The sequence below is a fragment of the Streptomyces fractus genome (genome assembly GCF_049844455.1).
Lineage (GTDB): Bacteria > Actinomycetota > Actinomycetes > Streptomycetales > Streptomycetaceae > Streptomyces > Streptomyces fractus.
On sequence record NZ_JBMYHI010000002.1, the window covers coordinates 480,465 to 501,235 of the forward strand.

Sequence of the window (20,771 nt, forward strand, 5' to 3'; positions counted from 1 at the left end):
ATCACGGCCGGTCGTCGGGTTACTTGGCCTCGGGCGACGGGAGCAGCGGCGAGGGTGTGTGGCTGGAGGCCGGCTTCCGGAGAGTGGGAAGGCTCGGCAGCTTGGACGGCCACGTGTGGGCGCCGCCCGGCGGATCGTCCGAGGGCGAGGGCGACGGTGAAGGCGTGGACGACGGCGGTTTCGACACCTTGCCTCCCTTGCCGCCCTTTCCCTTCTCTCCCTTGCCCTTGCCACTTCCGTCCCCCTTCCCCTTCCCCTTGTCCTTCTTCCCCTTCTCCTTTCCGTCGTCCCGCTTCCCGGTCTCTCCGGGCTCGTCCTGCGTCGCGCCGTCTCCGGATGCCCCCGCCGTCGGCACGGCCCCGCTCCCGTAGACCCGCATCCAGCTGAGCACCAACTCCAGGTACGAATCGGAGTGGTTGTACGCGAGCACGGCCCTGCGGATTCCGGCGCCATGGCTCAGGTCGCCGCCCGCAGCGCACAGGTAGCGGCCGGCCGCCAGCCACGCGTCGTCGATCTGGTGCGGGTCGCGCACGCCGTCGCCGTTGCCGTCGCTGCCCCAGCGGCGCCAGGTGGAGGGGATGAACTGGGCGGGGCCCACGGCCCGGTCCCAGACCCGGTCGCCGTCCCAGGCACCGTTGTCCGAGTCGTGGATGGCGGCGACACCGGGGCCGCCGTCGAGTCGCGGGCCAAGTATGGGCGTCAGGGTCCGGCCGTTCCTGTCCAGGGCGCCGCCGCGCGCGTGCCCGGACTCCACCCGGCCGATCGCCGCGAGCAGCGGCATCCGTACCCCGCACTCCGGTGACTCGGCCGCGAGGTCCTTGACGACGGTCCGGTAGGCGGCGAGGACGCGGCCGGGGATCCCGTGCGTCGTCGGGAGCGCGGGGAGCGCCTTCGGGGCGTTACCGCCGTCACGTTTCCCGGTCTCGAACGGCACCGGCCGCGTCGCCGGTATCTCCGTCGGCGCCTGCGGGTACAGCGGCGGGCTGCCGCCGCCCGCCTGTGAGCCGTCGGCCGTGGGCGTCGTGGCCGACACCGGTGACATGTCCGCCAGTTGCCAGACCGTCGCCGTCACCATGCCGCCCGTCGCCGCCACGGCGACCGCCCCCGTGAGGATCTGGTGCCAGAGCAGACTGCGGCGCCGGTCGCCGCGCCGGTCCTGCGGTCGGCGGCTCACCAGCAGAACGCCTTTCCACCGGACATCGCCGTCCACTGGCCGCCCGAACCCCGCATCCCGAAGGCGCACTTGGTGTCGTTCGAGCCCTTGCTGGTGTACGTCAGCGGGACGGTCAGGCCTTCGAAGTTCTGGCCGTGGAAGGTGCGCAGCTCCTTGATCAGTCCGGCCCGCGTGATGTCACCCGCGCCGCGCGCCGCCTTCTCGAACACCTTCGCCGAGGCCCAGCCCTGCGCGGCCGACGGGCCCGGTGCCTTGCCGCCGCCGTACTTGTTCCAGGCGGAGTTGAACTGGCCGAAGCCGGGCGCCGACGAACCCTTGAAGGGGAACACGGGGGTCGCCGCCAGGACGTTCTTCAGGCCCGGCTTGGATGCGGTGGTGCCGTCGACGGTGGCGCCCGGTTGCAGGAACTGCGGGTTGAAGTTCTGCCGGCTGCAGGACGAAGCGACGCGGCTCACGGTGTTGGGGTCCCCGGTGACCATCATCAGCTGGACGCCCGCGTTGCGCGCCTGGAGGCACTCGGACGTGAAGTCGGGCTGGGTCACCGAGATCTTCGCGTTGTAGACCGGGTCGAGGCCGTAGCGCTTGGCGGCGTTGCCGCTGCCGGTCATCCGCTCCCCGGCGTGGGTGCAGGCGTCGGAGTCGGTGCAGATCAGGGTGCCGAGCTTCTTGCCCTTGCCGTACTTCGCGCCGACCTTGGCGAGGCCGTCGAGCGCGGAGTTGGTGCCGGGGCACTCGCTGAACAGCATGGGGCTCGAGGTCCACGCGGTCGTCGAGCAGTCGCCGCCGATGACGGGGACCTGCTTCTTCTCCACGTAGCTCTTCCAGGCGTTCATGGTCTGCGTGGTGGTGAACGAGGCGACGACCGCGACGGCCTTGCGCTGTTCGACGAGCTCCTGCATCTGGCTGCGCCCCTTTGAGGCGTCGGCGCCGTCGTCCATGACGATGACCTGGACCTTGCGGCCGTTGATGCCGCCGCCCGCGTTGACGGTCGCCGCCCAGGCCTGGAGGGCGCGCGGGCCCTGGGCGAAGGCGACGCCGCCGGGTCCCGATGTCGTGCCGACGCTGCCGATGACGATGGGGCCGCCGCCGGACTTGCCGCCTCCGGCCTTTCCGCCACCGCCGCCGGACGCGGAGCCACCGCCGCCCCCGCCGGTTCCGGCGCCGCTCCCGGACTTCCCGTCCTTCTTCGAGCCGCCGTCCGGCGTGGCGCTGCCGGACGAGCCGTCGGCGCCGACTCCGGTGTCCGAGCCCGCGGCACCGGTGGCTACTCTGCCGCCGCTGCCCACGGAACGTACGACGGTGTCATGGTCGACCCGGCTGCCGCAGGCGGCGAGCACCAGGCTCAGCGCCGCCACGGCCGCCAGGGTGGCGCGTGCACGGGTTGGGGTCATGGTTCTCCTCCGGAGCAGGTACGTAGCGGTGTGCGCGGATCAGGCGTGAGCGCCCAGGTACTGGGCGACGAGCCGGTCGCTGTCCAACTCGCCCGGTTCCCCGGCGAATTCGATGCGGCCCCGGTTCATCAGGTAGACGTAGTCGGCGAGTTCGAGGGCGCGGGAGACGTACTGCTCGACGAGGAGCAGGGCGCGGCCGTCCTCGGCCAGCTTGCCGAGGAACTCGAAGATCTCGTCGACGACGACGGGGGCGAGTCCCATCGACACCTCGTCGAGGAGTACGTAGTCGGCGTCGGTGACGTAGGCGCGGGCGAGGGCGAGCATCTGCTGCTGGCCGCCGCTGAGGGAGCCCGCGAGCTGGCCGAGTTTCTCCCCGAGGATCGGGAAGGCGGTAACGGCGCGTTCGACGGCCTCGTCGAGGTCGCCGCCCGCCGCCTGGATGAGGATGTTCTCCTTGACCGTCAGGGTCGGGAACACGCCGCGCCCTTCGGGGACATGGCAGACGCCGGCGCGGGCCAGGGCGTGCGGTCGTCTGCCGGTGAGGTCCTTGCCGTCGACGGTGAGGTGCCCGGAGGTGGGTGCGAGGAGCCCGGACGCGACTCTCAACAGGGTCGTCTTGCCTGCGCCGTTGGTGCCGAGCAGCGCCACGACGGACTTCGGCGGCAGCCACACATTCACTTCGCGCAGGACACGGGCGCCGCCGTATCCGGCGTCGATGTCGTCGAGTTCCAGCACTACGCGGCCTCCGATCCCAGGTAGGCGGCGCGCACGGCGGGGCTCGCGCGCACCTCGGCCGGACTGCCCTCGAAGATCATCTGGCCGAAGTCGAGTACGTAGAGGTGGTCGCAGACGGACATGACGAGGCCCATGTCGTGTTCGACGAGGAGCACACCGCAGCCGCGTTCGGCGACGACCCTGGTGACGATCGCGCCGAACTTCTCCGTCTCGGCGGTGTCGAGGCCCGAGGAGGGCTCGTCGAGCAGCAGCAGCTTGAAGTCTCCGGCGAGGACCCGGCCGAGGTCGACGAGGCGGCGCTGCCCGGTGGAGAGCGAGCCCGCGATCTCGTGCCGCAGGGCGCGCAGTCCGCACAGTTCGAGCACCTCCTCCGTGGCGGCCCGCACGGCTTTCGTCTCGGCGGGGGTGGCCAGGAGCTGCTTGAGGGGGTTGCCGCGGGCGAGTCCGGCCTCCCGTCCGAGCGCGATGTTCTGCTCGACCGTGAGCGAGTCGAACAGGTCCATGCGCTGGAAGGTCCGGCCGAGACCCAGTTGGGCGCGGGCGGCGGGCGGACGCCCGGTGATGTCCTTCCCGAAGAGCCGGATCTCGCCCTCGGAGGGGCGGAGGAGACCGGAGCAGGCGTTGAAGGTGGTGGTCTTCCCGGCCCCGTTGGGCCCGATGAGGCCGGTGACGCGGCCGACCGGGGCGGCGAAGGTGGCGGAGTCGACGGCGGTGTTGCCACCGAAGCGGATGGTGAGCCCACCGATATCCAGTCCGGTGCGGGTAGCGGTGGCGGTGCCCGTGGCCACGGGGGCGCCGACCCGGGCATCGGGCGGGGTGTCGGGTGGGATGTCGGGTGGGTTGCCAGCCGGTGTGTCGGACCGAGTGTCGGTCGCGGTGCCGGGCCGGGTGCCGCCCGCCGTGTCAGACCGAGTACCGGCCGCGGTGCCGGGCCGGGTGCCGCCCGCCGTGTCAGACCGAATGCCGGACCGGGTGCCGGCCGAGGAGTCGGACCGAGTGGCGTCCGGGGTGCCGGGCCGGGTGTCGGCCGGTGTGTCGGCCCGAGTGCCACCCGAGGTGCCGCCCGGTGTGTCGGGCCGGGTGTCGGGACGGGTGTCGGCCTGTCCGGCGCCCGGGCCCGCGGGCGGCGCGTTGCTGTCAGTGCCGTCGTTCGCGACCGACGCGTTCCTCGCAGGCGACCCCTTCGGGTCCGCCTCCGGTTCGTCGCGCCGGTCTCCGGTGTTCGCGCTCATCGCGCCGCCTCCTTCCTCAGGCCCGTGCCGACGCGGACGCGTGCCGGTGCCGTCCGGGCGGCCTGCGCCTTCCGCGTCGCCGTGAGGCGCTGTGCCGCCGGGCCCGGTACGCCGAGGCGTTCGTCGGAGCGTGAGCCGTACTCGTCCGGCACCGGCGCTCCCGTGCCGCGGCGCTTCGACGCCCCGGCCTCGTACAGGGCCACGAGGAGCGCGCCGAAGCCGAAGACCACCGGGAGGGCCTGGGAGAGGGTGTCGTTGGTGAGGTACGCGGGGACGACCGCGACCAGAATCGCCGCCAGGGGTGGGCCCGCCGAGCGCAGTCCCGCGCACAGGACGAGGACGGTCAACCAGGTCAGCGAGGTGTACGAGAGGAAGGGCGCGCCCGTGGCCGAGCGGCCCTGGGAGGCGTAGAGCGCGCCCGCGACGCCGGCGACGAACGCCGAGATGGCGAAGACGGTGACGCGGGTGACGTTCACACCGAGGCCGAGCGTGGAGAGTGTCGTGGGCGAGTCGGCCATCGCACGGAGCAGGCGTCCGAGGCGGCTGCGGCCGACGAGTGCGATGAGCAGGGAGCCCGCGACGGCGAAGGCCAGCAGCACGAAGTAGAAGGATTCGTCGCCCTCGAAGAGCCCGGGGCGGGGCGCGGGCAGCGTGTTCGTCTTGCCGAACATCCAGGACGTGCCGTAGATCGCCCGTTCCAGGAGCAGCCCCAACCCGAAGGTGGCCAGGGCGAGATAGAGGCCGGAGAGCCGGATCGCGGGGATCGCCACCAGCATTCCGACGGGCACGGCGACCAGCCCGGCGAGGAGCACGGCGAGCAGCCACGGCAGTCCGGCGCCGACCACGAGATGCGAGAAGGTCGAGGAGCCGACGGCTACCAGCGCGGCGTGCGCCAGCGAGACCTGCCCCGAGGTGCGCACGAGGAGTTGCAGCGAGGCGAAGATCAGGACGTACACCAACGCCGAGGAGTAGACCGGCAGTTTGGACGCCGCCACGAGCGGGACGCAGCCCGCGAGCACCACAGCGACCACGGCCACGATCCGGCCGGTCGCCCGGCTCACCAGTGGTTTCGACGCGGGCGCCGACCGGTGTCCGCCGATCTCGGCGAGCCGGCCCTTGCCGACGAGGAGCAGCACGGCGAACAGCACCACGAACGGCATCGCGGGCGGCAGGCCGGAGAGTGTCTCGGACGTGGAGACCCACTTTGTGGCGAGGGCGGAGAGTACGCCGATGAGCAGCCCGCCCGCGTACGTGAGGGGGAGGCTGGAGAAGAGGCCCACGGCCGCGGCCCCGTACGCCTGCACCACCAGGAGCGTCAACAGGAGGACGTCCAGGCCGAGTTGGGGTGCCAGCAGGACGCCGGACGCGGCGGCGAACCAGCAGCCGATGAGCCAGGCCCGGGTGCGTACCGCGAACGCGCTGGTGCCGGAGAGTTCGAGGAGGTCCGCGTCGTCGACGACGGCCCGCATCCGCACACCCATCGAGGACAGGCGGAAGAAGACGAAGAAGCCGAGCGCTCCGGCCGCGGCGACGATCGCCGAGGTCAGCTGGTCGATGCCGACGTGCACGCCGATCACCGTGACGGTGTCGGTGGGCAGGAAGCCGGGGAAGTCGAGGGCCGAGCTGCCGTATCCGGCGATCAGCGCGCTCGTGATGACGAGTTGGAGTCCTACGGTGGCGACGACCTTCGTGGCCACCGTGGCCGCGGCGAGGGTGCGCGTGACACGCTCCATGAGCAGCGCGACGATCGGTGGCACGACGACCACGGCGACGGCGAGCGCCACGGGCCACGGCAGTCCCCGCAGCGTGCGCAGGTCGTAGTACACGAACGCGGAGATCGCGGCGATGGCTCCGTGCGCGAAGTTGAAGATGCCCGAGGTCTTGTAGGTGAGCACGAGGCCCATGGCGGCGAGTCCGTACACGGACCCGGTGGTGACGCCGACGACGAGGAACGGCAGCAGATCGTTCACGGCGCGCACACCCCGCACGGTTCACCGGCGCCGACCGCGGCCGGCGTCACCTCCTTGCCCGCGACCAGCGGGCAGTCGGGATGGTGCAGGTGGTCCATGCCCTCGGCGCGCACGAGCGGCAGGGCGAGCGTGTCGTCCGTGCTCGTGGCGCGACGGGCGGTCCCCGGCCGCGCGAACTCGTCGTCGTCCGCGGGCGCGAGGGCGATCAGTGTCACGCGCCGCTCGCCCAGCGTCCGACGCGCCCGCAGCAGCCACAGGCAGAGTCCGCCCGCGCCGACGGCGAATCCGGCGGCGCCGAGGTTCAGCCAGGCGGCCTGCCGCGCGGTCGACACGGTGGCGCTCGCGCCGAACCACGCGGTCACGATCAGCGCGAGCCCGGCGAGGCTGGTGCCGCAGACGGTGACCACGTCGCGGTCGCGCCAGGGCACGGCGCGCGGGTCGACGTCGCTCATCGGACACTCCCTTCGGGTACGGGAGTGACGGCAGTCGGTGTCTCGTCCCCGCCGAGTGTCTCGGCGGCGGGCGCGGTGGGCGCGGCGGAGGAGGCCGCTCCGGCCGAGGAGGCCGCAGGGGCCGCCCCGCCGCCTGTCCGCAGCGCCTGCTCGATCCGGTCGAGCTTGCGCCACTCGTCGCGCAGGTCGGCCGAGAGCCACAGCGCGGACGACAGGCCGAGCAGGAACAGGCTGCCGAGCCCGGCGCTGATCACGTACGGCAACTGCTCGGCGGGGTACGGCGTGCCGCTCACCCCCCGCCAGCCGAGGACGAGGATCACGGCGCCCGCGAGCGCGGTGAGCGCGGCGGTCGTCCGGTCCCACTGACTGCGTATCCGGGTCACGAGGTCCATCGAGTCTTCACTCCCAACAGGCGCAGCAGGGTGCCGGCGGCGAACGTGCCCACGGCGCCGAACGCGAGCACGATGTAGAGGCCGGTGACACCCATGTCGGTCGGATTGGTGGCGAGTTGGACGGGCCGGCTGTCCTCGGGCCGGGTCGAACCGCCGCTGTCGGGCGGCGACTTCGGGGTGTCGGCGCCGGCCGCGCCGCCGCCGGGTGCCGGCGCCGCGCCCGCGCCGCCGCCGCCCGTTCCGGAGGGCGCCTGCGGGGCCGGGACCGGTGGCATGCCGCCGGTGCCGGGTGGCGCCTCGACGCGGTCGGCGTCGGCGGATGCGCGGCCGAACACGTAGGTGACGGTGTAGACGGATCCGGACTGGGTGTCCTGCTGGCGGGCCTGCACCTCAAGACCGGCGGACACGATGCCGTGCTTGGTGCGTTTCTCGTCCAGGTAGTGGATCTTGACGCCGGCCTTCGCGAGGGCCTGTGTCAGCGTCTTCGTCGGGTCGGCGGCGCCGGGCAGCTTCACGGCCTTCCCCGCGACCTTGAGCCCGTCGGGCGTGATCTCCACGCCCTGGCCCGCGATCTCGGTGCGGCCGATGGTGAGTTCGGAGTCGCGTACGACCTTGCCGGACCGGTCGACCTTCGCGCTGGCCGAGCTGAGGATGCGGCCGATCTCGAGGACGCCGTTGACGGACCACGGCCTGGTGTCGGCGCGCGCCTCCGCCTTGCCGGTGAGGGCGCCAGGGTCGACGGACGAGTCGGCGACCGCCTTGGTGGAGGCTCCCGTCCCGCCCTTGCCCAGGACCGTTCCGGCCTGCGCCTCGGTGGACGTCTTGGTGCTGTGCGCGCTCATGACGTGCGGCGTCTGGCCGGCCTTCGCGTTGTCCTCGGACGGGTACTTGGAGGTCGCGTACAGCGGGTACTCGGGGAATTTCTGCCCGGTCTGGCTGCCGATGAGCGCGGGCGCCGAGATGACCGTCTCACCGGGGTACGGGCTGCTGGCCCACCCGGAGGACTCGCCGACGGCGTAGTTCACACAGGACTTGGCCACCGGGATGCCCGCCCCGGCGGGCGCCGACAGCAGTGTGTCGTTGCTGGCGCTCACGGTCACCTGCACGCCCTGCGCCATCGCGGTCACCGGGCAGTCCTCGCCCTCCGACGCTTCCGGTTCGGCGGCGCCCGCCGATCCGGCCGCCGCGGGCAGCAGCACCAGTAGCGCGGCCGTGCCCGCCCCGCAGAGCGCGCGGGCCCGCCGGGGGACGGCGTGAGATCCTCGCACGGACATCGATGCCCTTCATGTAGCACGTAGGTTCAGCCACTAGCACGTGGGTTCAGCTGGAACGACAGGAGTTGACGGAGTCGCGTCGCCGGATTTGACAGTCCGTCAGATCCGGTCGACCTGCCGCACTCTGTGGGCGCTCGGCGCCACCCGGAAGGGGGCAGGCGGCCGCATCCCGCTCACCGGGCCCGGCACTCCCGCTCAGTGGGACTCACCGACGGACGGCCCCGCCCCGGCGGCGGACACAGAAGTGAGGATTCTGTATATGCGTGGCAGGAGCCCCGCAAGGGACTCCCCTACGAGCCCGCGCACGGTCGACACTTGGCGATCCCGGTCAGCACACCCACCAGGGAGGCGACCAATGACGACACCGGCGACGGTGGACACGCACACAGCGGAGCAGCGCGGCCCGTCCGCCGCTCCGGTCTCCATGATCGAGCGCATGACGGTGATCCTCGACGCGTTCGACCCGCACACCCCGAGCCTCTCGCTGCTCGACCTCGCCGATCGCACAGGTCTGCCACGCTCGACGCTGCACCGCATCCTCGACCAGATGATCCGGCTGCGCTGGCTCACCCACTCCACCGGCGGCTACCGCCTCGGGATGCGCCCGCTGGAGCTCGGCGGGCGGGCCGCGGGGCACAACGAGATCAGGGACATCGTCACGCCGTTGCTGCACGAGATGTGCCGGCGCACCGGACTCGCCGGGCACCTCGCCGTCCTCGACGGGCGGGAGGTGGTCTTCCTCGACAAGGCGGGCGGACGCGCGGCGGCCGCCCTTCCCACCCGGCTCGGCGCCCGGCTGCCCGCGCACACGACGGCCGTCGGCAAGGCCATCCTCGCCACCCTCGAACCCGGTCTGGTCGACTCGGGGTACCGCGGGGCGCTGCCGCTGAGCACCGCGCGCAGCCTGCGCACGGCCGCTGACCTGCGCCAGGAACTGGCCAGGATCCGGGGGCGCGAGGGCCTTGCCGTCGACAACGAGGAGACCCTGTCCGGCATCCGCTGCATCGCGGCGCCCCTGCGGGGCTGCGGACCGGCCCCGGCGGCGCTGTCCCTGTGCGGGGACCGGCAGGCGGTCGACTTCAAGGAGCTGGCTCCGCTCGTGCACGACCTGGCGGGCGAGGCGCGGCGGGCGCTGTTCCCGCGGCTTGGCGGGCATCGGACGGGGTAGGCACGATCCGACTCCCGCCGGGGAGCACGCCATGCTCCGTCAAGGAGGACGCCATGCCGGATCCCGCCACCGCCCCGTCGCTCGACGCGCTGTCGTACGAGCCGCTGACCCCCACCGCGTATCTGGACCGTGCGGCCTCGGCGCACGGCGACCGGATCGGTGTCGTCGACGGTGAACGACGGTGGACCTACGCCGAGTTGCACGATCGCTGCACCCGACTGGCGGGCGGCCTGGCACCGCTGGCCGACGGGCGCCCGGTGGCGGTGCTCGCGCCCAACACCCACGTACTCCTCGAGGCGCACTACGGCGTGCCGTGGGCGGGCATGCCGCTCGTAGCGGTGAACACGCGGCTCGCGGCGGCCGAAGTGGCGTACATCCTGAGCCACTCGAAGGCCGCGGTGCTGATCCACGACCCGTCGTTCGACGTCCTGGTCGACGACGCGCTGGCCCGCCTGGACACCCCGCCCCGCCGCATCAGGGCGGGCGAGGAGTACGAGTCCCTCCTGGCCGGGGCCGAGCCGCTCCACCGCACGCCTTCGGACGAACGCTCCCTCCTCGCCATCAACTACACATCAGGCACGACGGGCCGCCCCAAGGGCGTGATGTACCACCACAGGGGCGCGTACCTGCAAGCGGTCGCGATGGTCGGCCACACGGGACTCACCCCCTCCGCCGTGCACCTGTGGACCCTGCCGATGTTCCACTGCAACGGCTGGTGCTTCCCCTGGGCGGTGACCGCGGCGGCGGCCACGCACGTGTGCCTGCCGAAGGTCGACCCCGCCGAGGTGTGGCGACTCATCCGCGAGGAGGGTGTGACACACCTCAACGGCGCGCCCACGGTCCTCTCGATGATCGCCTACGCCCGCGAGGCGGCCCCGCTGCCCAAGACCCGCACCATCCGCATGGCGACGGGCGGCGCCCCTCCCTCCCCCGCGATCCTGCGCCGGATGGGCGAGTTGGGCTTCGACGTCACGCACCTGTACGGGCTCACGGAGACGTACGGACCCGCGATGCTGTGCGACTGGCGCCCCGAGTGGGACTCCCTGGACGGCGCGGCGCAGGCCCGCCTCAAGGCCCGGCAGGGCGTGGGCAACATGGTCGCGTGCACGGCCCGCGTGATCGCCGCCGACGGCACCGACGTCCCACCGGACGGCACGACGACCGGCCAGATCGCGCTACGCGGCAACAACGTCATGCTCGGCTACCTGGACGACCCGGAGGCGACGGCGGCCGCCGCCCCGGACGGCTGGTTCCGCACCGGCGACATCGGCGTCGTGCACCCCGACGGCTACGTCGAACTCCGTGACCGCTCGAAGGACGTCATCGTCTCGGGCGGCGAGAACATCGCGTCGGTCGAGGTCGAACAGGCCATCATGGACCACCCCGCCGTCCTGGAGGCCGCGGTGATCGCGGTCCCCGACGAGCGCTGGGGCGAGGTCCCGGCCGCGTACGTCACCCTCCGCGACGGCGCCTCGGCGACCGCCACGGACATCATCACCCACGTCCGCACCCACCTCGCCCACTTCAAGTCCCCCAAGACGGTGACCTTCACCGACCTCCCCAAGACCTCAACCGGCAAGATCCAGAAATACGTACTGCGGGAGAAGGCGTGGGCGGGGGCGGCGAGGCGGATCAATTGACCGGCCCCTCCGGCGAGGAGCCGATCTGGTCTAACCTCGCCCCGTGATCGGCAATCGGATACGTGAGGTGCGCAAGGCACGCAAGATGACCGTGCGGGGGCTGGCGGTGGCGGCCGGGGTGTCGACCGGGCTCGTCAGTCAGGTCGAGCGTGGGGTCACCGATCCCAGTCTGGAGACGCTGCGCCGGCTCTCCGCCGCGCTCGGGCTTCCGCTGTTCGACCTGTTCCGGCAGGACGAGGCGGAGGAGGTCGCGGTGGTGCGGTGCGAGCGGCGGATTCAGGTGCGGTCGCCCGAGGGCGGGATCGAGTACACGCGGGTGTCGGCCGGGTCGGCGCGGCTCGAGGTCCTCGAGGGCACGCTGGAGCCGGGCGGGACGTCGTCGGACGCGCGTTACAGCCATCCGTCCGAGGAGTGCGTGCTGCTGCTGAGCGGCAGTCTCGTCGTCGAAGCGGGCGACGGGCGCTACGAGTTGGGGCCGGGCGACAGCTGCACGTTCGACTCCCGCGTCCCGCATCGCTACGTCAACGAGGGCGGGGAAACCGCGCGTTTCCTGGTGAGTGTGACGCCGCCGAGCCGGTGACCCCGGCTCATAAGTTCCCATCACCGTGCACCCATTGACGCGGAACACACCGGCCTGGTTCGATCACCCGCACTGAACAAGTTCACCAGGATTGAATGTGAGTCGCCCCGTGCCGATCGACACCCTGGACACACCGGAACGCTTTCGCGCCCGGTTCCCCTCCCTCAAGGACACCGTCCACCTGGCCAGTTGCAGCCAGGGAGCCGCGTCCGAGCACGTGCTGACGGCGCTCCAGGAGTTCCAGTGGTCCATGCGCAGCCACGGCGCGCCGTGGGGCGAGTGGATGGTGCAGGTCGACGCGGCGCGGGCCGCGTTCGCCGCGCACATCGGTGCCACCACGGACGAGATCGCGGTGGTGGGCTGCGCCTCCGAGGGGGCGTACCAGGTGGCGTCCACGCTGGACTGGTCGCGGCGTCCGGGGCTGGTCACGACGGACATGGAGTTCCCGTCCATCGCGCATGTGTGGCTGGCGCAGGGCGGGCGGGGCGCGCAGGTGCGGCATGTGCCGGACGAGGACGGGATCGTCCCCGCCGCCGGGTATCTCGATGCCATCGACGACTCCGTCAATCTTGTCTCCATCCCCCTGGTCTCGTACCGCAACGGCGTCCGCCTCCCGGTCACCGAAACCGTCCGGGCGGCGCGGGCCGCGGGCGCGCGGGTGTTCGTCGACGCGTATCAGGGACTCGGCGTACTCCCCGTCGACGTACGGGAGTTGGACTGCGACTACCTGGTGTGCGGCGCCCTGAAGTATCTGCTGGGAGTTCCCGGCATCGCCTTCCTGTATGTGCGGGGCGGGGTGCGGGACGAAGTGTCTCCGCAGCTCACCGGGTGGTTCGGGCGGGTGGATCCCTTCGGTTTCGATCCCCGTACGCTCGACTTCCCCGACACCGCGCGGCGCTTCGAGACGGGCACGCCGTCGATCCCGTCCGCGTACGCCGCCGCGGCCGGGCTCCGCACGCTGGCGGAGGTCGACACCAAGGACGTCGAGGCGCACATCCGCGAGCTCACCGCGTACGCCCATCGGCGCCTCACCGAGTCCGGCGAGACACTGGCCTCACCCGCCGACCCCGAACTGCGCGGCCCGCAGGTGGCCATCACCGACCCCGCCCCTGACGCGCTGGCCGCCTCGCTCGCCGAGCGCCGCATCGTCACCAGCCCGCGCGGCACTCTGCTCCGCGTCTCGTTCCACTACTACAACACCCTCTCCGACGTCGACGCGCTGCTCGCCGCGCTCGGCGAGATACGCGCCAAGTAGCAGCACACCTCCAGGAACACCGCACCCACCACGGAGCGAGTGACATGCCCGACGACGCCGGAACCAGCAGCAGCGCAGCGGCATCGCCGCCACCTCAAGACCACGGCCTGAAACGCTCCCTGACCGGCCGTCAGCTCAGCATGATGGGCCTCGGCGGGGCCATCGGCACCGGTCTGTTCCTCGGTTCGAGTCTCGCCATCTCGGCCGCGGGCCCGGCCACGGTCATCGCCTACGTGGTGTGTGCGCTGATCGCCCTGGTGATCGGCTGGGCGCTCGCCGAGATGACGTCCGTACATCCGGCGGCCGGCTCCTTCGGCAGCATCGCGCGCCACTATCTGGGCCCGCTGGCCGGCTTCGTGATCCGCTGGACGTACTGGACGATCCAGGTGATCGCGATCGGCGGCGAGGTGATCGCGGCCGGCATCTACGTGCGCTTTTGGTGGCCCCAACTCCCGCTGTGGCTCCCGGTGGTGGTGTTCTCGCTGCTGCTCCTCGCGGCGAACGCGCTGAGCGTCGGCGTGTTCGGCCGCCTCGAGTACTGGTTCTCCACCATCAAGATCACCGCGATCGGTGTCTTCGTCCTGCTCGGCTGCGCGTACGTGTTCCTCGGTCTGCCCGGCCACCCGGCGGTCGGCACCTCTAACCTCTCCGGACACGGCGGACTGTTGCCGCACGGCATGAGCGGCCTCGCCACGGCCTTCGTCTTCGTCATCTTCAGCTACATCGGCACCGAGATCATCGCGGTGACCGCCGCCGAGTCCGAGAACCCGGTGCGGGACATCCCCCGTGCGGCCCGGCGGATGGTCGTCCGCCTCGCGCTCTTCTACGTCCTTGCCATGGCGGTCGTCGTCACCGTCGTGCCGTGGACGCGCACCGCGAAGGGCGGCGATGTCACGGCGAGCCCCTTCGTGCAGCTCTTCGACGTCGCGGGCATCCCCGCGGCGGCCGGGATCATGAACTTCGTCGTCCTCACCGCGGCCCTGTCCAGCGCCAACGCCAACACCTACCTGGCCACCCGCATGATCCACTCCCTGGCGGTGGACCGGCACGCGCCGCGCCTGTTCGCACGGGTCGGCGCACGCGGTGTCCCGCACCGGGCGCTCGCCGTCTCCGGCATCGGCCTCGGCGCGGCGGCGCTCCTGTCGGTCCACTCCGAGGACACGGCGTACATCCTGCTGTTCGGCATCTCGGTGTTCGGCGCGCTGGTGGTGTGGATCCTCATCCTGGCGACACACCTCGCCTTCCGCCGCCACCGCACCCGCCATGGCCTGCCCGCCTCACCGGCCCGGCTGCTCGGCGCCCCCTTCACCACGGTCGCGGCGGCCCTCGCGCTCGCGGCGATCCTGGTCTCCACCGTGTTCATCGAGGGCCTGGACGACTCGTGGAAGGCAGGCCTGCAGTTCTTCGTGGTGCTGGTGGTGGTGTACCGGTTCGGGGCCCGGCGGTACGAGACGGCGGCGGCGCTGCCGGACAGTACGGTGCCGGAGGGGACGGTGCCGCCCGCTCGCGGCCCCGGAGAGCACTCCGGACTCGGGGAGCGCCCCGAATTCCCCAGCGAGCCGGATCACTCCAGGTAGTGGGCGCGCCCGTCGTCGTCCATCTCCACGGACCCTTCGGGCAGGATGCAGAACTCGTTGCCCTCCGGGTCCGCCATCACCAGGAACCCGCCCTCGTCGTACTCCTTGAGCCGCCGCCCGCCCAGCGCCTCGACCCGCTGCTGTTCGGCGGCCAGGTCGGGCGAGGTCAGGTCGACGTGCATACGGTCCTTGCCGGGCGTGGGCCGCGGATTCCGCTGGAATCCGAACACGAGGCCGCCCTCCCGGCGCAGCCAGATGTACGGGCCCGTACGGCTCTCGACGGGCCGCCCGAGCAGCTCCGACCAGAACGCGGCCAGCCGCTCGGGGTCCTCGGCGTCGACGACAAGGGCCGTGATCTGCATGGGCTTGGCTGTCATACGGTGACCTCCTAGGGGTACGCCTCGTCGCCTTCGGTGTCCGACGGTGACCGCCTGGCGCTCGGTCTGCGGACTGCGCGCTCCGGTCATGACTGTCTACCCGATGCGAGGCGGTTCGGGACCGAGGCGGGGACGGGCACGCCTTTCGCTTCCGCCCTCCGCTCACCGTGGTGTCACCGCGGCTCCCGCCCTCCCACAGGCGGCGGGCCGCGCACCACTGAAGCGCAGGCGGCGACTGTCAGTGGCGGCTGTGATGATGGATCCATGCCGCACACACCGTCCACCCGCACGCGCACTGCGAAGGCCCGCACCCGATGATCGTCGAGCGCGCCCATGTGCCGGTCGTCCCGACCGACCGCGCGGACCGGTGGCCGTGGTCCGTGCCGTGCATACGGACGCTGACCGCCGAGGGGCTGCGCTTCACCGCGCCGGTGACGTTCCTCGTGGGGGAGAACGGCTCGGGGAAGTCGACGCTGGTCGAGGCGCTCGCGGAAGGGTTCGGCCTGGATTCCTGGGGTGGCTCGCACGACTGGCGCTACGCGTCGCACCGGCGGAAGTCGGTGCTCGGCGAGCACATACGGTTCGACGCCGCGCCCCGCGGTCGGCGCATGCTGGGCAACTGGTCGGCGCGCAAGGGCTTCTTCCTGCGCGCCGAGACGGCGATCGACGCGCTGGACCGGGAGGGCTTCGCGCCGGACACGGTCAGCCACGGCGAGGGCTTCCTCGCCGCGTTCCGCGGCAAGTTCCTGCAACCGGGCCTGTACGTGCTCGACGAGCCGGAGGCGGCGCTCTCCTTCACGTCCTGCCTGGAGCTGCTGGGCCACATGTCCGAGCTGACGAAGGCGGGCGGCCAGGTCGTCTGCGCCACCCACTCCCCTCTCCTCACGGCGCTGCCGGGCGCCGACATCCTCGAGCTCGGCGAGCACGGGATGCGGCGCAGCACCTGGCAGGAGCTGACGCTGGTCGACCACTGGCGCCGCTATCTGGCCGACCCGCACAGCTACCTACGTCACGTCCTCGACTGACGTTCCCCCTCGCAGGCGGCGGGCCGCACCTGCGCCGCGCGCACGCGCGCCACGTCCAGCTTCTCGGAGCGGTCGAAGCGGTAGATGCCGTTCTGCTCCTGGAACACGTCGGTGAGCTGCGTGTAGCAGTAGCCGAACATGTCCGGGTCGTCGAGGAGCACCCCGGTGAGTCCGGCGAAGCGGTGGTGGAACTCCTCCTCGTCGCGCGGGCGTTGGCCGTAACCCCACGACACGTCGCGGTCCTCGCCGACCGCCTCCGCCTCGTCGGGGTTCCACCAGATTCCGCCGAACTCGCTGCAGAAGTAGGGCTGTCCGCGGTACGGGACGGACCAGGTGTCGTCCGGTGCCTCGTCCTGCGGGTTGACGAACGGCTCGTCCTTGGCGAGGCCGCTCATCAGCTCGCCGAACACCTCCGGGTTCTGCTCGTAGCAGTGCGAGTCGTAGATGTCCGTCTCCGGTACGCGGTGTGCGTAGCCGGAGGCGTCGAGGACGGGGCGGGTGGTGTCGGCGGCCTTGGTGGCGAGGAACATCGCGCGGGTGACCTCGTCGAGTACGCTCCGCCGGTCCGAGAGTCGCTGACGTGTCTCGTTGAGCGGGCACCAGCCGATGATCGACGGGTGGTTGTAGTCGCGCTCGACGGCCTCCAGCCACTGCGCCACGAACCCGCTGGTGGGCTGCTGATTGTCCGTGCTCACGGGCCCCGTGCTCGCGCCCCAGTCGCCGAACTCGCCCCACACCAGGTAGCCGAGCCGGTCGGCGTGGTGCAGGAACCGCTCCTCGAACACCTTCTGGTGCAGGCGGGCCCCGTTGAAGCCGGCGGCGAGGGAGAGTTCGATGTCGCGGACGAGCGCGGCGTCGTCGGGGGCCGTCATCAGGCCGTCGGGGTACCAGCCCTGGTCGAGCACGAGGCGCTGGAAGACGGGTTCGCCGTTGAGCAGCACCCGCTTGCCGTCGACGGTGACCGAGCGCAGGCCCGCCGTGCACACCGCCGAGTCGACGACGGCGCCGGACGCGTCGACGACGTCGAGGTGGATCTCGTACAGGTGCGGGTCCTGCGGCGACCAACTCCTGCGCCGTTCCTCGGGGATGGGCAGCACCAGGCGCGGCGCGAGGTCGAGGTGGGCGGCGACCGAGGCCTCGGTCACGGTGCCCTGCGCGTCGGTGAGCCGGGCGCGGACGTGGTGGCCCGCGCGGCTCCCGGACAGCGGGAGTTCGAGGTGGAAGCAGCCCGCTGCGAGGTCGGGGGTGATGCGGGGGCGGCCGAGGTGGGTGTCGGCGACCGGTTCCATCCACACCGTCTGCCAGATACCCGTCGTCCGGGTGTAGAGGCAGCTGTAGTTGGCGTAGCGGTCGGACTGCTTTCCGCGCGCCTGCGGACCCTTGGCGTCGTCCCTGGCCCGTACGACGATGGTGGCGTCCTCGCCGGGCCGCGCGGCATCGCCCAGGTCGGCGCTGAACGAGGTGAACCCGCCGCTGTGCCGGGCCACTTCACGCCCGTTCACCCAGATCGTCGCGTCGTGGTCGACGGCTCCGAAGTGCAGCACAGTCCTGCGCCCGGCCCAATCCGCCGGCACCCGCACGGTGCGCCGGTACCAGACCGCGGCGTGGAAGTCCGTGTCACCGATACCGGACAGCTCCGACTCCGGGCAGAATGGGACGGTGATCCGCTCGGGCAACTCGGCCTCGGCCAGGCCGCGTTCGAGGCCGCTGTCGCCGGGGTCTCGGGCGAACTGCCACAGCCCGTTCAGGTTGAGCCAGTCCGTGCGGACGAAGCCGGGGCGCGGGTACTCCGGGCGGGGAAGGTCCTGGTCCATGCACTCTCCTGGGTCGTCGTGACGGGCGCGCTGGAGGAGCACCGTGCGACGCCGTCCACGCGCCGCCGAACCGGATGTCCTCGGAGCTCATCTCAGCATCGATTTACATCGCTGTAAATGAGGAAAGGAGAACTGTCGGGCCACCGACCTCGCTCACCGTTCAGGCAGGTGGCCGCGGCGCGCTCTCCCGCACCACCAGCGAGTGGGCGACGAACTCGTGCCGCCCGAGCCCGTCGAACCCCTCGATCCGCTCGATCAGCAAGTCGAGCGCGCGCCGGGCGAGTTCGGCCTCGTCGGCCCGTACGCAGGTCAGGCTCGGCCGCACGGCAGACGCGAGCGTGCTGTCGTCCCAGCCGGTGACGGCGACGTCCTCCGGCACCCGCAGCCCCCGCTCGCCGAGCGCGCGCAGCGCTCCCAGCGCGACCAGGTCGTCCCGGCAGAAGACGGCGTCCGGCGCCATCCCGCCGTCGAGCGCGGCCCCGAGGACCTGTGCGGCGGAGTGCGCGTCGGCCACGCGTCCGGTGACGATCAGGGAGGTGTCGACCGGAAGTCCGCAGGTTTCCAGGCCTTGTTGGTAGCCGATGAGGCGCTGGCGCGATGTCTCGCTCGGCGCCGACTCCTCGGCGCACAGGAAGGCGATGCGGCGGCGCCCCAGGGCGGCGAGGTGCTCCACGACCTGCGCGGCGGCGGCGATGTTGTCTATCCGTACGTGGTCGACGGTGAGCGGCGCGGCGCTCTCCCCCAGGAGCACGACCGGGACCCCTCGGCGGTGCTGGGCGATCTCCGTGGAGTTCAGCCACGAGGGCTGCAGGAGCACGCCGTCCACCACGCCCGCCTCCTGTGCGGACAGCATGGCGCGCTCGACCTCCGGGGCGTCGCCCGACTCCTCGAGCAGCAGCCGGTATCCGCGCTCGCCCGCCGCGAGCGACAGGACGTGGGCGAGTTCGGCGAAGTAGGGGATGCGCAGGTCGGGGAAGGCGAGCGCGATCATTCCGGTGCGACCGGTGGCGAGGCTGCGGCCGCGCAGGTTGGGCCGGTAGCCCAGTTCGTCGATGGCGCGCTGCACCTTGGCTCGCGTGCTCTCGCGTACGTGCACATAGCCGTGGACGACGTTCGAGACCGTCTTCGTCGAGACGCCGGCGTGCTGGGCGACGTCGCTCAGGCGGACGTTGGGCACTTCGCCTCCTGGTGGGCCGACGCGGGGTCCGCGTGGACGTGGACTGACGCGGGGTCCGCGCCTGGTGCGACGCTCCGCCGACTGCGCGCCGAACACTACCTGTTGACACCCAAATTTACAGCGCTGTAAGTTCGCCGCGCTCTGCTCGTAACTCAACTCACACACCTCCGGGCCCGCACGCCCCGAGGTCGCGTGACTTCACTCTCAGGAGGCGACGAGGTGACGATCGGATCAGAGCGAGCCGAGATCCGGGGTGCCCGTGGTCCGAGCCGGCGCGGCTTCGTCGCGGCGGCAGGGGCCGGGGCCGCGCTCGGCGCCCTCGGGCTCACCGGCTGCGGGGGCGACGCGGCCGGGCAGTCACGGACCACCATGCGCTTCTACCTTCAGAAGCAGGAGGTCATCGCCTACTTCGACAAGGTGCTCGGAAAGTTCGAGCGAAGCCGGCCCGGGGTGCGGGTGGTGCACGACACGACGGATGCCATCGCGCCGCAGTTCGTCCGCGCCCGGCCCGCCGATGTGGGCTGCTTCAACAACAACCTGGAACTGGCCCGCTACATCGAGCGCGGCGTGCTCTCCGACGTGTCGGACCGGCCCGCCGCCCGCCGTGTCACCAGCAGCGTCGCGCGGCTCGCCGAGCAGTACGCGACGTACCCGGGCCGCACCAGCGTCCTGCCGTACTCGCTGGCCGCCGCAGGAGTCATCTACAACAAGAAGATCTTCGCGAAGTACCGGCTCCCGGTGCCGACGACGTGGTCCGAATTCGTCGATGTCTGCAAGGAGCTGCAGGCCGCGAAGGTCACGCCGATCTACGCGACGAGCAGGGAGGAATGGACGGTCTGGCAGGGCCTGTTCGACTACTGCGTCGGCGGGCTCGTCGACACCGCGTCCTTCTTCCGCAGGTTGCAGGAGCAGGGCACGGACGTCGGCCCGTCCTCACCCGTCTCGTTCCAGAAGGACTTCGCGGAGGCCATGGACCGGGCCCGTACCGTCGCGAAGTTCTTCAACCGGGACGCAGCCACCCGCACGTACCCGGACGGGAACCTCGCCTTCGGCAAGGGCCGCGCGGCCATGTATCTGCAAGGCCCGTGGGCGCTGACGCAGATCGCCGCGGTCGATCCGCACCTGGACATCGGGACCTTTCCGCTGCCCGTCACGGAGCGGGCGGCCGACCGCAAGGCGCGCGTGAACATCGACCTCGCCCTGGATCCCGACCGGTGCGGAGCACCCTGAGGAGGCCAAGGAGCTGGTCGACTTCCTGATGCGGCCCGAGATCATCGACGCGTACAACCGGGACAACCTCGCGTACGGAGTCACCAAGGACGCCCCGGCGGCGAAGGATCCACGGCTTTCAGGGCTGCAGCCCTACGTCGACTCGGCTGCCTTCTATCTCGGTGCGGGCACGTTCATCCCGCCGTCGATCCCCTTGGGCAACTACCTCCAGACCGCCATCGCCACGGGGAACTTCGAGGCGACGCTGCGGCAACTGGACGCGGACTGGCGGCGGTTCGCGATCCGTTCCTCGACGAAGTAGGAGAGAG

Annotated in this window: 19 protein-coding genes; 8 read left to right on the plus strand and 11 right to left on the minus strand. The window is 71.6% G+C overall.

Annotation, left to right across the window (positions count from 1 at the left end):
* Positions 1–19: 19 nt before the first annotated feature.
* The 8 genes from ACP4E5_RS04315 to ACP4E5_RS04350 are packed head-to-tail and all read right to left on the minus strand — an operon-like array spanning position 20 to position 8,614.
* Entirely contained in the window at positions 20–1,174 is a 1,155-nt protein-coding gene (locus tag ACP4E5_RS04315) for a lytic transglycosylase domain-containing protein (RefSeq protein WP_425825361.1), read from the minus strand.
* The gene (locus ACP4E5_RS04320; protein WP_425825362.1) at positions 1,171–2,565 is read right to left on the minus strand and encodes an ABC transporter substrate-binding protein; all 1,395 of its coding nucleotides are present in this window, start codon (positions 2,563–2,565) and stop codon (positions 1,171–1,173) included. Before ACP4E5_RS04320 ends, ACP4E5_RS04315 begins: the two co-directional genes overlap by 4 nt.
* A 39-nt stretch (positions 2,566–2,604) precedes the next feature.
* On the minus strand, positions 2,605–3,300 hold the full coding sequence (locus tag ACP4E5_RS04325; RefSeq protein ID WP_425825363.1) for an ABC transporter ATP-binding protein: 696 nt from the start codon (positions 3,298–3,300) through the stop codon (positions 2,605–2,607).
* Positions 3,300–4,532 (minus strand): ABC transporter ATP-binding protein, encoded by a 1,233-nt coding sequence (locus tag ACP4E5_RS04330; RefSeq protein ID WP_425825364.1) that lies wholly within the window; start codon positions 4,530–4,532, stop codon positions 3,300–3,302. The genes ACP4E5_RS04325 and ACP4E5_RS04330 overlap by 1 nt, the downstream gene beginning before the upstream one ends.
* Positions 4,529–6,511 carry a branched-chain amino acid ABC transporter permease gene (locus ACP4E5_RS04335; protein WP_425825365.1) on the minus strand — a complete coding sequence of 661 codons (1,983 nt, stop codon included), beginning with the start codon at positions 6,509–6,511 and terminating at the stop codon, positions 4,529–4,531. The genes ACP4E5_RS04330 and ACP4E5_RS04335 overlap by 4 nt, the downstream gene beginning before the upstream one ends.
* Positions 6,499–6,954: a hypothetical protein gene (locus ACP4E5_RS04340; RefSeq protein ID WP_425825366.1), complete on the minus strand. Its 456-nt coding sequence runs from the start codon at positions 6,952–6,954 to the stop codon at positions 6,499–6,501. Before ACP4E5_RS04340 ends, ACP4E5_RS04335 begins: the two co-directional genes overlap by 13 nt.
* The gene (locus ACP4E5_RS04345; protein WP_425825367.1) at positions 6,951–7,346 is read right to left on the minus strand and encodes a hypothetical protein; all 396 of its coding nucleotides are present in this window, start codon (positions 7,344–7,346) and stop codon (positions 6,951–6,953) included. Before ACP4E5_RS04345 ends, ACP4E5_RS04340 begins: the two co-directional genes overlap by 4 nt.
* On the minus strand, positions 7,334–8,614 hold the full coding sequence (locus tag ACP4E5_RS04350) for a hypothetical protein (protein WP_425825368.1): 1,281 nt from the start codon (positions 8,612–8,614) through the stop codon (positions 7,334–7,336). The genes ACP4E5_RS04345 and ACP4E5_RS04350 overlap by 13 nt, the downstream gene beginning before the upstream one ends.
* Positions 8,615–8,975: 361 nt before the next feature.
* Here ACP4E5_RS04350 and ACP4E5_RS04355 point away from each other — a divergent pair, with 361 nt between their 5' ends.
* From ACP4E5_RS04355 to ACP4E5_RS04375, 5 genes are all read left to right on the plus strand, one after another.
* Entirely contained in the window at positions 8,976–9,788 is an 813-nt protein-coding gene (locus tag ACP4E5_RS04355; protein ID WP_425825369.1) for an IclR family transcriptional regulator, read from the plus strand.
* Between the two features lie 53 nt (positions 9,789–9,841).
* Positions 9,842–11,428, plus strand: coding sequence for an AMP-binding protein (locus ACP4E5_RS04360; protein WP_425825370.1), 1,587 nt, complete (start codon positions 9,842–9,844; stop codon positions 11,426–11,428).
* 43 nt (positions 11,429–11,471) lie between these two features.
* Positions 11,472–12,008: a helix-turn-helix domain-containing protein gene (locus ACP4E5_RS04365; protein ID WP_425825371.1), complete on the plus strand. Its 537-nt coding sequence runs from the start codon at positions 11,472–11,474 to the stop codon at positions 12,006–12,008.
* Positions 12,009–12,117: 109 nt separating this feature from the next.
* On the plus strand, positions 12,118–13,263 hold the full coding sequence (locus tag ACP4E5_RS04370) for an aminotransferase class V-fold PLP-dependent enzyme (RefSeq protein WP_425825372.1): 1,146 nt from the start codon (positions 12,118–12,120) through the stop codon (positions 13,261–13,263).
* A 44-nt stretch (positions 13,264–13,307) separates the two neighbouring features.
* Positions 13,308–14,840 carry an amino acid permease gene (locus ACP4E5_RS04375; protein WP_425825373.1) on the plus strand — a complete coding sequence of 511 codons (1,533 nt, stop codon included), beginning with the start codon at positions 13,308–13,310 and terminating at the stop codon, positions 14,838–14,840.
* On the opposite strand, the gene ACP4E5_RS04380 is transcribed toward ACP4E5_RS04375, so the two are convergent.
* The gene (locus tag ACP4E5_RS04380; RefSeq protein ID WP_425825374.1) at positions 14,828–15,217 is read right to left on the minus strand and encodes a VOC family protein; all 390 of its coding nucleotides are present in this window, start codon (positions 15,215–15,217) and stop codon (positions 14,828–14,830) included. The two genes, ACP4E5_RS04375 and ACP4E5_RS04380, sit on opposite strands and share 13 nt — an antisense overlap.
* Before the next feature lie 314 nt (positions 15,218–15,531).
* On the opposite strand from ACP4E5_RS04380, the gene ACP4E5_RS04385 reads away from it, so the two are divergent.
* Entirely contained in the window at positions 15,532–16,242 is a 711-nt protein-coding gene (locus ACP4E5_RS04385; RefSeq protein ID WP_425825375.1) for an AAA family ATPase, read from the plus strand.
* Here the strand turns inward: ACP4E5_RS04385 and ACP4E5_RS04390 are convergent.
* Both ACP4E5_RS04390 and ACP4E5_RS04395 read right to left on the minus strand, forming a co-directional pair.
* Positions 16,227–18,056, minus strand: coding sequence for a glycoside hydrolase family 2 protein (locus ACP4E5_RS04390; RefSeq protein WP_425825376.1), 1,830 nt, complete (start codon positions 18,054–18,056; stop codon positions 16,227–16,229). The genes ACP4E5_RS04385 and ACP4E5_RS04390 overlap by 16 nt on opposite strands.
* Before the next feature lie 160 nt (positions 18,057–18,216).
* Positions 18,217–19,233, minus strand: a complete 1,017-nt coding sequence (locus ACP4E5_RS04395) for a LacI family DNA-binding transcriptional regulator (RefSeq protein ID WP_425825377.1) — start codon at positions 19,231–19,233, stop codon at positions 18,217–18,219.
* 219 nt (positions 19,234–19,452) lie between these two features.
* Here ACP4E5_RS04395 and ACP4E5_RS04400 point away from each other — a divergent pair, with 219 nt between their 5' ends.
* The gene (locus tag ACP4E5_RS04400) at positions 19,453–20,463 is read left to right on the plus strand and encodes an ABC transporter substrate-binding protein (protein ID WP_425825378.1); all 1,011 of its coding nucleotides are present in this window, start codon (positions 19,453–19,455) and stop codon (positions 20,461–20,463) included.
* 28 nt (positions 20,464–20,491) lie between these two features.
* Entirely contained in the window at positions 20,492–20,764 is a 273-nt protein-coding gene (locus ACP4E5_RS04405) for a hypothetical protein (RefSeq protein ID WP_425825379.1), read from the plus strand.
* The last annotated feature ends 7 nt before the right edge of the window (positions 20,765–20,771 follow it).